Raw genomic sequence first — 14,658 nt, forward strand, 5'->3', positions numbered from 1 at the left:
CATCTGCCGGCTTGACGGAACCGGGCCGCCGCGCGAACGCTTTTCCCTGCAGTGACAGAGTCCACCATCCCCCCTGAAATCGCCGAATGGTTCGCCAGCCGCGACTGGCGCGTACGGCGGCACCAGGTAGACATGCTGGCGGCAGCAGACGCGGGCAAGCACGCGATGCTGGTGGCTGATACTGGCGCTGGCAAGACGCTGGCGGGCTTCCTGCCGACGCTCGCCGATTTCTGCCCCTCGCGCATCGGTGACGGCAAGGCGCCGGATGGTCTGCACACGCTCTACGTCTCGCCGCTGAAGGCGCTGGCTCACGACGTGCAGCGCAATCTCGTTACACCCGTCGAGGAAATGGGCCTCGACATGCGCATCGAGACGCGCAGCGGCGATACCCCGTCCGACCGCAAGAAGCGCCAGCGCATGCGTCCACCCAATGTGCTGCTGACCACACCCGAAAGCCTGTCGCTGCTGCTGAGCTATGAAGACAGCTTCAATCTGTTCGCCGGTCTGAAGCGGGTGGTGGTGGACGAAATTCACGCCTTTGCCACGCAAAAACGCGGCGATCTGCTGGCACTGGCTCTCAGCCGCCTGCAGGCGATTGCGCCGGACATGCAGCGCGCCGCGCTTTCCGCGACGGTGGCCGATCCGGAAGGATACCGGGCATGGATCGCGCCGTGGGGCGACATCGACAGCGTCGAACTGGTGCAGGGCGAGAAGGGGGCAGAGCCGCAGGTGGAAATCCTGCTTCCCGAAGAGGAGCGCGTGCCGTGGGGCGGCCATGCGGCAACATGGTCCATCCCCCAGCTTTACGAGCGCATCAAGGCCAACAACACGACGCTGGTGTTCACCAACACGCGGTTCCTGGCCGAATACATCTTCCAGAACCTGTGGGACGCGAACGAGGACAACCTCCCCATCGGCATCCACCACGGCAGCTTATCGAAAGAGGCGCGTCGCAAGGTGGAAGGGGCAATGGCGCGCGGCGAATTGCGCGCGCTGGTGTGCACGGCCAGCCTCGACCTTGGCGTGGACTGGGGCGATATCGACATGGTGGTGCAGATGGGCGCGCCGAAGGGCTCGTCACGACTGTTGCAGCGCATAGGCCGCGCCAATCACCGGCTCGACCAGCCCAGCCGCGCGCTGCTGGTGCCGGGCAACCGCTTCGAATTCCTCGAGGCGACGGCGGCCATGCAGGCAGTCGACGAAGGCCAGCGCGATGGAGAAGACTTCCGTCCCGGCGGGCTCGACGTGCTAGCCCAGCACGTGATGGCCTGCGCCTGCGCCGCGCCGTTCCGCGAGGACAACTTGCTTGCCGAAGTCCGTTCGTGCTGGCCCTATGCCATGATCGACGCGGAACAGTTCGGCCGCGTCCTCGAATTCGTCGCCACCGGCGGTTATGCCCTGAAAGCCTACGACAAGTTCAAGCGCATTACGCGCGACAGAGACGGCGTGTGGCGCCTTACCCATCCCGAGCAGGCAGCGCGTCACCGCATGAACGCCGGCATCATCGTCGATTCCGAAATGCTGGAAGTGCGCTTTCGCAACGGCCGCTCGCTGGGCAAGGTAGAGGAACGCTTCGCCGCCTCGCTGCGCCCCGGGGACACATTCCAGTTCGCGGGCGTGAACGTGGAAGTGGAGCAGCTGAAAGACATGGAGCTGATCGTGCGCGGCAGTTCCAAAGCGGCGATGATTCCCAGCTACGGCGGCCTGCGCCTGCCGCTCACCACCCACCTGGCGGACCGCGTTCGCGCGCTGGTGGTGGACCGGGCGGGCTGGGCGCGCTTTCCCGACGACGTGCGCGAATGGCTGGAAGTGCAGGACTGGCGCAGCCACCTGCCGGGGCCGGACAACCTGCTGGTGGAAGGCTTCCCCCACGCCAAGCGGCACTACACGGTCTACTACACCTTCACCGGCTGGAACGCGAACCAGTCGCTGGGCATGCTGATCACCGCGCGGATGGAGGCGATGGGGCTGATGCCCGGTGGCTTCGTGGCGAACGATTATTCGCTGGCAGTCTGGGGCCTGAAACCGGTGGAAGACCCGCGCCCGCTGCTGTCTCCCGATATCCTGACAGAGGAATTCATCGACTGGGTGCAGGACTCGCACCTGCTGCGCCGCGCCTTTCGCGAGGTGGCAGTGATCGGCGGCCTGGTGGAGCGCCAGCATCCCGGTAAACGCAAGAGCGGGCGACAGGTGACCTTCAGCACCGACCTGATCTACGACGTGCTGCGCAAGTACGAGCCCGACCACGTGCTGATCGAGGCGGCCTGGGCCGACGCACGCGCCCGTATGACCGATATCGGCCGCTTGGGCGACCTGCTCGACACCGCGGCCGAGAAGCTGGACCACGTGCAGCTGGATCGCGTAAGCCCGCTGGCCGTGCCGGTGATGGTGATGATCGGCCGCGAGAGCGTGCCGCAGGGCGCGCAGGACGACGAACTGCTGCTGGAAGCCGAGACGCTGGCAGGCGCGGCCATGCGGGTGGATGAATTGCCGGAGGGGCTGGCAGGCGATCTGGACGGCTGACGGTTCAGGCGGGCAGCCAGCGTAGCGGCGCGGGCAGGTCATCCGCCGAATAGTCGACCTGCAGCACGCGGCGATGGCCCGTTGACCGCGACGCTGCAGAAGCGTGCAGGATGGGCGTCGCATAGCTCCAGACATCGCCGGCCTCTGCCGGACACGCGGCGCTGCCGCATTTCGCGACGACATCGGTTATCCGGGACTCGGGGATCAATCCCAGGCGGTGAGAACCAGGCGCGATCAGCAGCGGGGCGTTGGTCTCGTCTACGTCATCGAGGTGCAGGCGCAGCGTTACCATGCGAGAAAGGAGCACAAACGGCGGTTCGACGTGGGGAATACCCTGCTTCACGGTCCAGTGGCGAAAGCCCTCTGCATCGGCGCGATGCCGCACGGCCACGGTACGATCTTGGTGCCAAGCCAGCGACCAGTTCGCGCTAGGCGTCTTGTCGAACAGCACTGCGCGCACCGGGCGGGCAGGCATACCGAGTGCGGTACGGGCGATGCTTCCGGCAGCCCCGTGGACGAGGAAAGGAGTGAGCGGCGCCAGGTCCGAAAAACGATACCCGGCGCGCACATCGCATGTCGTGCGGAGCGTTTCGAGAAGCGACGCAAGCTCTGCCACGATCGCGCCCGGGTGGTGCTGCGCGCCGATAGCATGCCAAGATTGGGTGTCGTGCACGAGGCCGGGATGGGGTAGCGGACGGTACGCGGCAAGGCCCTTGCTGCAGCCGGTCCGCGGAAGTCCGGTTACTTCGGCTGGCTGCTAGTCCGCACCGAATTCCCGATAGCGTTCGTTGCCAACGAAGGCGAACTTGTCGAGTTTGGCATCAGCCACGGCATTGATGACGTTCACGCTTGCCTCGTAACTCGCATTGGCTTCGGGCTCGAAGCGGATCACTGGCATTTCCGGCTGCGCGGCAGCGGCTGCAAGGCGAGTGTCCAGTTCGCCATGCGACACCGCTTCGCCGTTCCACAGGACGGCACCGTTCTGCTGCACGACCAGTGCCACCGCCTCGTAATCGGTCAGCGCGCGCGGGTCGGGCCCCGGCAGGTCCACGTCCAGCCGGTGCGCGGCGATGGGGATGGAGAGGATCAGCATGACCAAGAGTACAAGCAGGACATCGATGAGAGGCGTGATGTTCAGCTCGCTCATGGGCTGGGGCACCGTGCTGTAGCTGCGGTCCAGCATGCGGGAACGAATGGCCATGGTATTCTCCTCTTCCCAGTATGTGACAGCATAACATCACGTATCGCAAACTGGGTCAAGAGGCCATGGGGTTCGGTATGGGCAAAGGCGCAGGATTGCGGGCACAAAAAAGGGGCGGATCTCTCCGCCCCTTGTTCGTTTTCTCTTGCGGGAAGGATCTATTCCTTGCCGAAAGCCCGGTATTTCTCGTTGCCGACGAAGCCGAACTTCGTGACGCCGCTGGCCTTGATGATGTTCAGCACCTTGGCCGACAGATCGTAGCTGGCGTTCGCTTCCGGCTCGAACTGCAGTTCCGGCTCCACCGCGAAGGTGAGAGACTGCTGCAGGTTGCCGACCAGTTCGCCCTGGCTGATGGCTTCGGCGTTCCAGAGGATTTCGCCATCCGGGGTCAACACGATCTTATTCTTAATCGGGTCGACATCCGGCGTATCCGGGTTGTTGGTGGGCGAAGGCAGGTCGATATTGACCGCGTGCGTCGCCACCGGGATGGTGATGATAAACATGATGAGCAGCACGAGCAGGACGTCGATCAACGGCGTCATGTTCATGTCCATCATCGGTTCGCCATCATCGCTGCCGCCTGACATTGCCATGGTAGCTTACTCCTTAAATTGTTCGTCCTGTCGATCTGGCAACTGGATCAGTTCGGATCGACGGGATTGGAAATGAACCCGACGGTGGGATAGCCAGCCGCCTGGACGTTGAAGATCGTGCCCGCGACACAGCGCCACGGGGCATTCACGTCACCGCGGATGTGCACCTGCGGGATCAGTTCCGGGTTCTGCATGATCACATCGGGGCCGCCCGCGTTGGTCACGATCGTATCGAGACGCTCGAATGCACGGTCGTACAGCTCACCGGAATCGACCAGCGTGGTGTTGTTGAGGAAGATGCGGCATTCGCCATCACGCGTCGCGCCGGTGAAGGCGGTGTTCAGCGTGCTGGGGGTGCGGCCTTCGGGGTCGGTCGTCGTCACCGTGATCAGCAGGTTCTCGACCTTGTCGTCGGATTCGGAAGAGGCGAAGACCGGAATCTCGAGCTCCTCGACCGTCTGGATGGCAACCGGAACCGCGATCAGGAAGATGATCAGCAGCACCAGCATGACGTCCACCAGCGGTGTGGTGTTGATTTCCGACATCGGCGTATCGCCGGCGCCATCTCCCATCGCTATGGCCATGTCTCTAGTCCTATCTCAGGTTACTTAATTCGGGTGGCGGGCGCTCGCATGCGAAAGCGCCCGCCAGTTCTCTTGGCGACCGTGTGCCTTACGTCCGCGGAGCGTTCGGCGAGGTCGAGGTAGCCGTTGCGCCAGCCTTGGTGGTGGCGGGCTTGGCAGTGGCAGGCTTGGCAGTCGTCTTCGAAGCCGGAGCTGCGAGGGTCGGCTTGACCTGGCCGTTCGAGGTGATGTTGGCCTGCAGATCGGTCGAGAAGCCCGAAAGCATCGCGGCGATCTTGCGGTTGCGGCTCATCAGGTAGTTGTAGGCGAACACGGCAGGCACGGCCACGAGCAGACCGATGGCGGTCATGATCAGGGCTTCACCCACAGGGCCTGCAACCTTGTCGATCGAGGCGGAGCCTTCGATACCGATGTTGATCAGAGCGCGGTAGATACCGATCACGGTGCCGAGCAGGCCGACGAAGGGAGCCGTTGCACCCACCGTGGCGAGGAAGGGCAGGCCGCCATTCAGCTTCGCCATGATGGAGCTTTCCGAACGTGCCAGCGTGCCGTGCAGCCAGTCGTGCGATTCCAGGCTGTCGTGCATCTTGGCGCTTTCGTCGCCGGCACGGATGCCGTCGTCCACCATCTGGCGCCATGCGCTGTCCTTGTCGAACTTGGTTGCGCCTTCCTTCAGCGAACCGGCACGCCAGAAAGCGGCACGGTTGGAGCGGTATTCCTTCATCACCTTGTTCTGTTCGAAGATCTTGGTGAACAGGATGTAGAACGAGCCAACCGACTGAATGACCAGCACGGTGAGAATCGACCAGGCGACGGGGCCGCCCTGTTCCATGGCTTCCATGAAACCGAACTGGGTGTTCGGCGCTTCGCCTGCGGCGGCGGCAAGAATTTCGATAAGCATGCGATTTAAGTCCTCTTCCTAGAGAAAATCTGTTCGATCAGTTGATCTGGTAAACGATGTTGGTCGCCCAGCTGCCCGTCGTCGGGCGTCCGGCGTCGTCCAGAGCCGGGTTGAACCGGGCATAGCGCGTGATGTCATCACAGGCGGCCTGATCCAGCGTCGGATCGGCTGCACGGGTGACCCGGCACGAGGACACGCGTCCATCGGGCCCGACGGTCACGCTGACACCGACCGTACCCTCGATCTCGCGGCGAAGCGCGCGGGACGGGTAGTTTTCGATGATGCGACGCGTCCAGCGGGCCTGGCCGTCCGGCGAAGCCGGGCGTGCCTGCGAAGGCGGCGGCGGCGGTGCTGGCGGCGGTGCCGGCGGTGCAGCCGGTGCCGGCGGCGGAACCCGCAGTGCCGGGGGTGCCGGCGGCGGAATGTTCGGCTGCGTACGGATCTGCGGCGGCGCTGGCGATATGTTCATCGGCGGCGGCGGCGCGACAGGCGGCGGCGGTGCGACTTCCTGTTCCGGCGGCGGGGGCGGTGGCTCCTCCTCCGGCTCCGGTGGTTCCGGCTCCTCGATATCCACGGTGGTCACCCGCTCTGCAATTTCCTTCACCGCCGAAATGGCGAGCCCGGAAATGAGCAAATAGCCAACTGCCACGTGGATGAGGGCAACGATGACAATCGAAACAATTCGACTGCCGCTCATTTCTTGGTCAGCGTAAGCCATCCAGTCCCTTCACTCCGTTTTTCGTCCGGCCGAATCGAAACGACCCGACCCGTCTGAGACTACCCGGAACACGCCCGGACGATCCCGCATGAATAGTATGCCTACCGTTTGATACCTTGTGACATCGACCCGACACAACAGAAAATGTGCCAAAAACGTCACAGCAGGAAATTTTCTATCTTTTTCCCGGACAGACTTGGGCGGCTCTTAACGGGCCTGACGGGCTGGGGCAAACCCTTTGTTGATTAAGCGCCGATTCACCGTCGCTCGTCTGTCATGCGCAAAAGTGCGGACCCGCGCGTGCGCTTCACGCATTGTCGAGATGCAAGACGGCGCGCATAAGGCCGCGCGCAAGACCGGACTTGCCGGAAGGAAAAGCATGCCGATGCCATCACCTGTCACCCCCGCCAAGACGCTGCTTGCAGGCCTGCTGGCGGTTGCCACTCCCGCCTGTGTCTCCGCAGGCCCCACCATGTCGCAGGACGCTGCCCCGGTGGAACTGCCAGCGTCGCAGGCGCCCACCTATGCCGACCTGGTGACCATGGCGACCCAATCCGATACCGTCGCGGTGGTAGCGGTGGAGGATCAGATCGCCTTCCCGCCAGAGCGCGCGCCCAACGTGGAGCCGGGCAAGGTCCGTCTGTACATAGAGGCGCTGACACGAAGCCTGCTCATCGCGCCCCAGGGTGTTGGCAGCGAACTGGTTTTCGTGGTGGACCAACGACGCGATGCCGATGGCGATGCGCCCGACCTGGAAGAGCGTAGCTTCGTTATCTTCGGCGATCTTTCGCGCAGTCAGCCGGGCGCAATCCAGCTTCTATCGTCCGATTCCATGCTGCCGGCGGGGCCGCAGATAGAGGCGCGCGTGCGGCGCGTGCTGACCCAGCTTGCCGCCGCCGACGCCCCGCCCGCCATTACCGGTGTGCGCGACGTGATTTCCGTGCCGGGCAACCTGGCGGGGGAATCCGAAACCCAGATGTTCGTGGAGACAGAGGATGGTACGCCCGTTTCGCTATCGGTAATCCGCCGGCCCGGCATGGCGCCCGAATGGGGCGTCTCGCTGGGTGAACTGGTCGATTCCTCTGCCCGCTCGCCCGAACCCGAATCGCTGCTGTGGTTCCAGTTCGCCTGCTTCCTGCCCCGCGAGCTGCCTGGCGATTCGTTCCTCCAGAACGACCGCGCCTCGCAGAGACAGGCGCGCGAGGACTACGCCTTCATCCTTGCCCAGCTCGGACCCTGCGAGCGCCGCTTTACCTGACCCAAGCAGGTCTGCTCTGGCCAAGCGGCGCGAGCATGCCTAACGCCTCGTCCCGCAACTGACACGAGCAACGGGAAAACGATGGCGGACAATCTGCGAATTGCCCTGGCGGGCCTGGGAACCGTGGGCGCCGGTGTGCTGCGCCTGCTGGCCGAGAACGGCGACTTGATCGCCGCGCGTGCAGGCCGGGCGATAGAGGTGGTGGCGGTATCTGCCCGGGACAGGGGCAAGGATCGCGGTGTCGACCTGTCGTCCTACGCTTGGGAAGACGACATGACAGCCTTCGCCGGGCGCGACGACGTGGACGTCGTCGTGGAACTGGTGGGCGGGTCCGATGGTCCGGCCCTGGCCCTGGCACGCAAGGCGCTGGCTGGCGGTAAGGGACTGGTCACCGCGAACAAGGCGATGGTCGCGCACCACGGCCTGGAACTGGCGCGCCTTGCCGAAGCGAGCGAAGCGCCGCTGCGTTACGAAGCGGCGGTGGCGGGCGGGATCCCTGTCATCAAGGGCCTCTCCGAAGGTGCGGCGGCCAATCGTATCGAGCGGATCTACGGCATCCTCAACGGCACATCGAACTACATTCTGTCGAAAATGGAGACCACCGGCCGCGACTTTGGCGACGTGCTGTCCGACGCCCAGGCGCTGGGCTATGCCGAGGCCGATCCGACATTCGACATCGAAGGGGTGGATGCGGGGCACAAGCTCGCCATCCTTGCCAGCCTGGCGTTTGGCACGCAGCTGGATTTCGCCGCGGTCGACGCCAGCGGCATCAGCCGGATTCGCGCCGCCGACATCGCTCAGGCCCGTGCGCTGGGCTACGTCATCCGCCTGATCGGCCTTGCCGATTGCGACGAGCGTGACGGGACACGGCATCTCTTCCAGCGCGTCGCACCCTACCTGGTGCCCGTGCGCCATCCGCTGGCCGCGGTCGACGGGCCGACCAATGCGGTGGTGGCAGAGGGCAACCACGTTGGCCGCCTGCTGTTCCAGGGCGCGGGTGCTGGCGATGGCCCTACCGCAAGCGCCGTGGTGGCAGACCTGGTAGACATTGCGCGCGGCAATCGCATGGCGCCGTTTTCCCAGCCGGTCGATTCGCTGGTGGCCAGCACGCCAGCCGATCCGGGTGACCGACGCAACCGCGCCTATGTGCGCTTCACCGTGGCGGACCGTGCCGGAGTGCTGGCCGAAATCACCGCCGCCATGCGCGATGCGGGGGTTTCCATCGAGAGCATGATCCAGCACGGCCACCCGGAGGATGGCGGCGAGGAGCCTGTGCTGGTGGCGATCGTCACCCACGAAGGCCCGGAAAGCGGCGTAGCCCGCGCGCTGGAACTGCTCGAAGGCTCTCCCGCGTTGGTGGACGAGCCGCTGGTGATGCGCCTCGTCGGCTAGTCCGCGGGATCATTCTCCACTTCGCTCACCCGCGCGGCATCTTCCGCGCTCAGCGGCTCCGGGAATGCAGTGGTGTCCACCAAGGGCAACGGCGGAGGCGGCCGGCCCAGCTTGGGACAAAGACTGAGCGGCGGCGCGTGGACGCAAGGCGGCAGAGTGCTGACATCCGGGGGAATGAGCAGACCCCTGTCTCCATCGATCGGCGGCGGCAAGGGCGACATGTATCGCTCGGACTGCACCCGTTCCCGGCAAACCAGGATCGTGCCATCGTCCTGCACCGTATCTTCGCACGCCTTATCCTCCAGCAGAACACGTGGGGCATCCTCGTTCACCGGTTCGGCATCGACGGGTCTGTAGACCTGCTGCGCCTGCGCTTTGGAAGCGAGGCAGGCGGCCACCAGGGCAGCGATGCCACGCACCGTCACTCAGTCATCGTCCGACAGGTCTATCGGCACTCGCTCGCCCGTGGATGCCTCGGTCTCCCGTGTGCCCTCTGTCTCGACAGCGTAAACGGCGGCCGCGTCCTCTTCGCTCAACGGTTCGGGGAAGGCGGTCATGTCGATCAGCGGCGGATAGGGCGGGACGGAGCCCAGCCGCATGCAGCCCAGCGATTCGCCCTGCGTTACCCAGCACGGCGGTTCGGTAAGGCCGGGAATGACCCTTCGGTCGGACTGCACGGGGCGCGGCAGGGGCGAGAGATAGCGATCCGCTTCCTCCAGTTCGCGGCAAACGACGATAGCCCCATCCTCGCGCACTTCCTCCTCGCATGGCTTGGCTTCCACCAGCGGCACGGGCGCGTCGTTATTGGCCTCGCTGGCGAAATCGCTGGGACCGTAGACGTCCTGCGCCATCGCCGGTGCGGTGATGGCCAGAGGCGATAAAAAGAGCGCAAGCCGCCTCGACAATGTCATCCCCCCGACCTAAGCGCCCAAGCCAATCATGGTCCGACATTCAGATGGGAGCCTGAATTACCTATGAACTCCGATAATTCCGCCAAGAGCGTGCTCGACCGCGTCCTCGTCATGGAACTGGTGCGCGTCACCGAAGCTGCTGCCATCGCCGCATCGGACCTGATCGGTCGCGGTGACGAAAAGGCCGCTGATGCCGCCGCCGTGGAGGCCATGCGCAAGAGCTTTGATACTCTCTACATCGACGGCACCGTGGTGATCGGCGAGGGGGAGCGGGACGAGGCACCCATGCTCTATATCGGCGAGAAGGTGGGCGGCGCGCCCGGCAAGGGACCGAAGATCGACATTGCGCTTGATCCGCTGGAGGGCACCACCATAACCGCCAAAGCCGGGCCGAACGCGCTGGCCGTGCTGGCGGCTGCCGAGGAAGGCTGCCTGCTGAACGCGCCCGATGTCTACATGGACAAGATAGCCGTTGGTCCCGGTTACCCCGAGGACGTGATCGACCTGGCGAAAACGCCGACCCAGAACGTCGAGGCCGTCGCCAAGGCCAAGGGCGTCGAGCCCAAGGACCTCATCGTCTGCGTGCTCGACCGTCCGCGCCATGCGGAACTGATCGCCGAACTGCGCGGCATCGGCTGCGGCGTGGTGCTGATCGGCGACGGCGACGTGGCCGGCGTGATCGCCACGACGGACCAGGACACCACCATCGACATCTACATGGGTTCCGGCGGCGCGCCCGAAGGAGTGCTGGCCGCCGCTGCCCTGCGCTGCGTGGGCGGCCAGTTCAACGGCCGCCTGCTGTTCCGCAACGACGATGAGCGCAAGCGCGCCCGCAAGTGGGGGATCGAGGACCTCGACCGCATCTACAAGCTGCACGACCTTGCCAAGGGTGACTGCATCTTCGCGGCGACCGGCGTCACCAGCGGATCGCTGCTTGACGGCGTGAAGCGCATCAAGCGTCCCAATGGCGAGCGGATCATGACCACCGAGAGCGTGGTGATGCGCGCCAGCAGCGGTACCGTGCGCTGGGTGCGGGCCGAGCACCGTATCTAGGCCAGATCAGGGTCAGCCAATGGCAGGAATAAAAGTCAGGACATTTCGCGTTTCGCCCCTTGGCCTCTCGGTCATCGGCGGGGTGGTGCTGCTGGCGATTGTCGCCGTGCCTGTCCTGCTGCTGTTCGGCGCTGCCGAGTTCAGCGTGTGGGCGCTGGGCTGGATACCCGACCTGATCGGCGCTGCGGCGCTGGTGTCCCTCGCCCTTGTCCCGCTCGCGTTCATCCCGGCAACCCGCGCACTGGCGAGCGGCCTGTTCGGATTCGCCTCGCTCCTGTTCGGGATCAGCCTCTGGCTCTATGCGCTGGCCTCGACCTATATCGAGTGGGGAATGCTCGGCGTCATCCTGGGCGTGCTGCTGGCAGGCATCGGCGTGGTGTTCACCGGGATACTGGCCGCGCTGTTCTCTGCCAGCTGGGGCGTGCTGGGCAATATCGCCGTGCTCCTTGCGCTGAGCGTGGCGACGCGTTTCGCCGCCAGCTTCCTGCGCGCCGCCGCGGCGCGCGATCTGCTGCGCAAGAGGACGCAGGAAAACCCCTCGGAAGCGATCATCGACCAGCCCGGAGCCGACGATCGTCGTTGAGGCGGTTGCATGGGCTTTGTGCCCCGCCAAAAGCGGCCAGTCTGCTAACGACCCCATAGCGGTCATTCGAGTCCGGGCTATGATCGACAACATGGACAGAAGAACGCGGAATACTTTTGTCATTGCGTTCGGCCTAATCTTGTCGGCTTGCGTGCGCCCTTCTCCCAGCGGGGACAGAGAAGGCATAACGCAGACCGAGGCAGACAATATTTCTGACAGTTGCCATGCACCGAGAGAGTGGACGAGTGTCCAAGGGTCGGACGTCTATTTCCAACCACAGGTTGGACCTGACAGCGGTTCTGCAGACTACGATGCTGCTGCATGTGTTCTCCAAAGCCTCAAGAATGCCGGTGCGACGGAATTTTGGGGCTTTGGTAACGACAAAGTGCCTAGTGGCGAAGAGATGAACTAGAGGCCAATGTCCGCTTTCCACCCCATTCCAGAAGTTCGGCAATGTCCGTTTTCTATCTTGGCCTCCTAGGTAAGCGCGGGCTCGGTCGGCGCCCAGCCGACCGCAAGGGCGAACGCGCGCCCGCAGCGGGCGCGTAGCGTAGCGGAGCGCGTCTAGCGAGGACGCTCCGACGGAGGTCGGAGCGAAAAGCAAACACTCGCGCAAAACAACGGGCCTCCACGTTGCAATTCCATGACTCTCGGCTAGGGCGGACCCGTCCGTATCGCCTGAGGGATTCGCATCCATGAAAATCATGTCCGGCAATTCCAACCTGCCGCTCGCCCGTGCCATTGCCGGCTATCTCGAAGTCCCCCTCACCGACGCCAGCGTCCGCCGCTTCGCCGACGAGGAGGTGTTCATCGAGATTCACGAAAACGTGCGCGGGGAGGACGTGTTCATCGTCCAGTCCACCAGCTTCCCGGCGAACGACAACCTGATGGAATTGCTGATCGGGATCGACGCGCTGCGCCGCGCGTCTGCCAAGCGCATCACTGCCGTCGTGCCCTACTTCGGCTATGCCCGGCAGGACCGGAAGCCCGGCCCGCGCACGCCGATCTCGGCCAAGCTGGTCGCCAACCTGATTACCGAGGCAGGGGCAGACCGCGTGCTGGCGGTGGACCTGCACGCGGGGCAGATCCAGGGCTTCTTCGATATTCCCACCGACAACCTCTACGCCGCGCCCACCATGGCTGCCGATATCCAGGCGCGTTACGGCGACGGGGACCTGATGGTCGTGTCTCCCGATGTGGGCGGCGTGGTGCGCGCCCGCGCTCTGGCCAAGCGGCTGGACAACGCCCCGCTCGCCATCGTCGACAAACGGCGCGACCGCCCGGGCGAGAGCGAGGTGATGAACATCATCGGCGATGTGAAGGGCCGCGCCTGCATCTTGATCGACGATATAGTCGATTCGGGCGGCACCCTGTGCAACGCGGCGCAGGCGCTGCTGGATCAGGGCGCGAAATCGGTGACGGCCTATATCACCCACGGCGTGCTGTCGGGCGGCGCGGTGGCCCGCGTGAACAAGTCCGCGCTGAAGGAGCTGGTGATTTCCGATTCCATCCAGCCGACCGACGCCGCGAAGGATTCCGACCGCATCCGCATCCTGCCCATCGCCCCGCTGCTGGGCGAGGCGATCCGCCGCATCGCCGACGAAAGCAGCGTTTCCAGCCTGTTCGACTGACGTGAACCTCGACGCCGAAATCGCCCTTGCCCACCGCCTTGCCGATGCGGCGCGGGCCGAGATCGTGCCGCTGTTTCGTTCGGGCGTGGATAGCGAGGCAAAGGACGATGCCTCGCCCGTGACGATTGCCGACCGCAACGCCGAGGAGGCGATGCGCAAGCTTATCGAGGCGGAGTTTTCCGGCGACGGCATCCACGGCGAGGAATTCGGCGTGAAGGACGGTGTCACGGGCCGCCAGTGGGTGCTCGACCCCATCGACGGCACTACCGCCTTCCTGGCCGGTCGCCCGATCTTCGGCACGCTGATCGCGTTGCTGGTGGACGGCTTCCCGGTGCTGGGGATGCTCGACCAGCCAATTGCGGGCGAGCGCTGGCTGGGCATTGCCGGGCAAGCCACCACGTTCAACGGCAAGCGGGTCGAAACCCGGCGCTGCCGCGAGCTCTCGGCGGCCAGCATCGCCACCACCGGGCCGCACTATTTCAGCCAGACCGAGGGCGACATTTTCATGATGCTGGCGGCCAAGACCGATCACAAGCGCATGGTGATGGGCGGCGACTGCTACAATTACGCCTGCCTTGCCTCCGGTCACCTCGACATCGTGTGCGAGGCGGGGCTCAAACTGCACGATTACGCCGCACTGGTGCCTATTGTGGAAGGCGCAGGCGGGATGATGTGCGACTGGGCGGGGGAGCCTCTGCACGCTGGCAGCGACGGCAGCGTGCTGGCGTTGGGCGATCCCGCGCGGCTGGAAGACGTGCTGGAGGCGATGGGAGGCAACTGATGCGCCTGTTCGTTTACGGCGTACTCATAAAGAAGTTGGCAAAGGGCCGCGCAGCCGAATTGGTCGCCGCCCTCGACGACGGCTTGCCTGCCACCACGCGCGGCGCGCTCTACGCCGTCCAAGGCGAGGATGGCGGCTGGTATCCGATCCTCCTGCCCGATCCCGAAGGCGGCGAGGTACATGGCGTGGTGCACGAGGCGGGGGCGGTCGAATGGCAGGCGATGGACGCGTTCGAAGACGCCCACGATGGCCCGGACGCGGAGTATCGCCGCAAGACCATTCCCGTCATGCTTCCTAATGCCCTGGTGGTGGATGCCCAAGCCTATTGCTATGCGCGCGAAGTGCCAGCGGATGCGGTGCCCATTGAAGGCGGCAGCTTTGCGCGGTGGCTGGAGGATACGGGGCGCAGGCCGATCGGGTCGCGCTAAGTCCGACTTCGCTTGCAATTCGCCGCAGAATCGCTAAATGCGCGCCCTTCACTGACACGTGATTATCTTCCGGTCTGGCTGAAAGGGCTGCCAGGGCTGGT

The 14,658-nt window shown here is 64.8% G+C and carries 16 protein-coding genes; 8 read left to right on the forward strand and 8 right to left on the reverse strand.

Annotated features, from left to right (window positions below):
• The first annotated feature begins 51 nt into the window (after positions 1-51).
• Positions 52-2,523 carry a ligase-associated DNA damage response DEXH box helicase gene (locus D2V07_RS08000; RefSeq protein WP_119586455.1) on the forward strand — a complete coding sequence of 824 codons (2,472 nt, stop codon included), beginning with the start codon at positions 52-54 and terminating at the stop codon, positions 2,521-2,523.
• A 4-nt stretch (positions 2,524-2,527) separates the two neighbouring features.
• On the opposite strand, the gene D2V07_RS08005 is transcribed toward D2V07_RS08000, so the two are convergent.
• The 6 genes from D2V07_RS08005 to D2V07_RS08030 form a co-directional block, all read right to left on the reverse strand.
• On the reverse strand, positions 2,528-3,196 hold the full coding sequence (locus D2V07_RS08005; protein ID WP_233548304.1) for a phytanoyl-CoA dioxygenase family protein: 669 nt from the start codon (positions 3,194-3,196) through the stop codon (positions 2,528-2,530).
• A gap of 84 nt (positions 3,197-3,280) precedes the next feature.
• Complete coding sequence (locus D2V07_RS08010; protein ID WP_233548305.1) at positions 3,281-3,724, reverse strand: ExbD/TolR family protein; 444 nt, start codon at positions 3,722-3,724, stop codon at positions 3,281-3,283.
• A 158-nt stretch (positions 3,725-3,882) separates the two neighbouring features.
• Complete coding sequence (locus D2V07_RS08015) at positions 3,883-4,317, reverse strand: ExbD/TolR family protein (protein WP_119586456.1); 435 nt, start codon at positions 4,315-4,317, stop codon at positions 3,883-3,885.
• A gap of 47 nt (positions 4,318-4,364) precedes the next feature.
• The gene (locus tag D2V07_RS08020) at positions 4,365-4,901 is read right to left on the reverse strand and encodes an ExbD/TolR family protein (RefSeq protein ID WP_199698752.1); all 537 of its coding nucleotides are present in this window, start codon (positions 4,899-4,901) and stop codon (positions 4,365-4,367) included.
• An 88-nt stretch (positions 4,902-4,989) separates the two neighbouring features.
• The gene (locus D2V07_RS08025; protein ID WP_119586457.1) at positions 4,990-5,802 is read right to left on the reverse strand and encodes a MotA/TolQ/ExbB proton channel family protein; all 813 of its coding nucleotides are present in this window, start codon (positions 5,800-5,802) and stop codon (positions 4,990-4,992) included.
• Positions 5,803-5,839: 37 nt separating this feature from the next.
• Positions 5,840-6,499, reverse strand: coding sequence for an energy transducer TonB (locus D2V07_RS08030; protein WP_119586733.1), 660 nt, complete (start codon positions 6,497-6,499; stop codon positions 5,840-5,842).
• 400 nt (positions 6,500-6,899) lie between these two features.
• Here D2V07_RS08030 and D2V07_RS08035 point away from each other — a divergent pair, with 400 nt between their 5' ends.
• Together D2V07_RS08035 and D2V07_RS08040 are read left to right on the forward strand one after the other, a co-directional pair.
• Positions 6,900-7,778 (forward strand): hypothetical protein, encoded by an 879-nt coding sequence (locus tag D2V07_RS08035; RefSeq protein WP_147366919.1) that lies wholly within the window; start codon positions 6,900-6,902, stop codon positions 7,776-7,778.
• 81 nt (positions 7,779-7,859) lie between these two features.
• Positions 7,860-9,170: a homoserine dehydrogenase gene (locus D2V07_RS08040; RefSeq protein ID WP_119586459.1), complete on the forward strand. Its 1,311-nt coding sequence runs from the start codon at positions 7,860-7,862 to the stop codon at positions 9,168-9,170.
• On the opposite strand, the gene D2V07_RS08045 is transcribed toward D2V07_RS08040, so the two are convergent.
• Both D2V07_RS08045 and D2V07_RS08050 read right to left on the reverse strand, forming a co-directional pair.
• On the reverse strand, positions 9,167-9,589 hold the full coding sequence (locus tag D2V07_RS08045; RefSeq protein ID WP_147366920.1) for a hypothetical protein: 423 nt from the start codon (positions 9,587-9,589) through the stop codon (positions 9,167-9,169). The genes D2V07_RS08040 and D2V07_RS08045 overlap by 4 nt on opposite strands.
• Positions 9,590-9,595: 6 nt before the next feature.
• Positions 9,596-10,021 carry a hypothetical protein gene (locus tag D2V07_RS08050; RefSeq protein WP_119586461.1) on the reverse strand — a complete coding sequence of 142 codons (426 nt, stop codon included), beginning with the start codon at positions 10,019-10,021 and terminating at the stop codon, positions 9,596-9,598.
• A gap of 123 nt (positions 10,022-10,144) precedes the next feature.
• On the opposite strand from D2V07_RS08050, the gene glpX reads away from it, so the two are divergent.
• From glpX to D2V07_RS08075, 5 genes are all read left to right on the forward strand, one after another.
• The gene (gene glpX, locus D2V07_RS08055) at positions 10,145-11,134 is read left to right on the forward strand and encodes a class II fructose-bisphosphatase (protein ID WP_119586462.1); all 990 of its coding nucleotides are present in this window, start codon (positions 10,145-10,147) and stop codon (positions 11,132-11,134) included.
• A gap of 19 nt (positions 11,135-11,153) precedes the next feature.
• On the forward strand, positions 11,154-11,717 hold the full coding sequence (locus D2V07_RS08060) for a hypothetical protein (RefSeq protein ID WP_147366921.1): 564 nt from the start codon (positions 11,154-11,156) through the stop codon (positions 11,715-11,717).
• A gap of 695 nt (positions 11,718-12,412) precedes the next feature.
• Complete coding sequence (locus D2V07_RS08065) at positions 12,413-13,348, forward strand: ribose-phosphate pyrophosphokinase (RefSeq protein ID WP_119586464.1); 936 nt, start codon at positions 12,413-12,415, stop codon at positions 13,346-13,348.
• 1 nt (position 13,349) lies between these two features.
• Positions 13,350-14,129: an inositol monophosphatase family protein gene (locus tag D2V07_RS08070; protein ID WP_119586465.1), complete on the forward strand. Its 780-nt coding sequence runs from the start codon at positions 13,350-13,352 to the stop codon at positions 14,127-14,129.
• Positions 14,129-14,557 (forward strand): gamma-glutamylcyclotransferase family protein, encoded by a 429-nt coding sequence (locus D2V07_RS08075; RefSeq protein WP_119586466.1) that lies wholly within the window; start codon positions 14,129-14,131, stop codon positions 14,555-14,557. Before D2V07_RS08070 ends, D2V07_RS08075 begins: the two co-directional genes overlap by 1 nt.
• Positions 14,558-14,658 lie beyond the last annotated feature (101 nt).

The organism is Aurantiacibacter zhengii (genome assembly GCF_003584125.1).
Lineage (GTDB): Bacteria > Pseudomonadota > Alphaproteobacteria > Sphingomonadales > Sphingomonadaceae > Alteraurantiacibacter > Alteraurantiacibacter zhengii.

Coding starts and splice junctions, on each gene's coding strand:
- D2V07_RS08050 (WP_119586461.1), bottom strand. CDS start 10,021: ATGGCGCAGGACGTCTACGGTCCCAGCGATTTCGCCAGCGAGGCCAAT.
- D2V07_RS08060 (WP_147366921.1), top strand. CDS start 11,154: ATGGCAGGAATAAAAGTCAGGACATTTCGCGTTTCGCCCCTTGGCCTC.
- D2V07_RS08010 (WP_233548305.1), bottom strand. CDS start 3,724: ATGGCCATTCGTTCCCGCATGCTGGACCGCAGCTACAGCACGGTGCCC.
- D2V07_RS08025 (WP_119586457.1), bottom strand. CDS start 5,802: ATGCTTATCGAAATTCTTGCCGCCGCCGCAGGCGAAGCGCCGAACACC.
- D2V07_RS08015 (WP_119586456.1), bottom strand. CDS start 4,317: ATGGCAATGTCAGGCGGCAGCGATGATGGCGAACCGATGATGGACATG.
- D2V07_RS08035 (WP_147366919.1), top strand. CDS start 6,900: ATGCCGATGCCATCACCTGTCACCCCCGCCAAGACGCTGCTTGCAGGC.
- glpX (WP_119586462.1), top strand. CDS start 10,145: ATGAACTCCGATAATTCCGCCAAGAGCGTGCTCGACCGCGTCCTCGTC.
- D2V07_RS08020 (WP_199698752.1), bottom strand. CDS start 4,901: ATGGCCATAGCGATGGGAGATGGCGCCGGCGATACGCCGATGTCGGAA.
- D2V07_RS08075 (WP_119586466.1), top strand. CDS start 14,129: ATGCGCCTGTTCGTTTACGGCGTACTCATAAAGAAGTTGGCAAAGGGC.
- D2V07_RS08030 (WP_119586733.1), bottom strand. CDS start 6,499: ATGAGCGGCAGTCGAATTGTTTCGATTGTCATCGTTGCCCTCATCCAC.
- D2V07_RS08065 (WP_119586464.1), top strand. CDS start 12,413: ATGAAAATCATGTCCGGCAATTCCAACCTGCCGCTCGCCCGTGCCATT.
- D2V07_RS08040 (WP_119586459.1), top strand. CDS start 7,860: ATGGCGGACAATCTGCGAATTGCCCTGGCGGGCCTGGGAACCGTGGGC.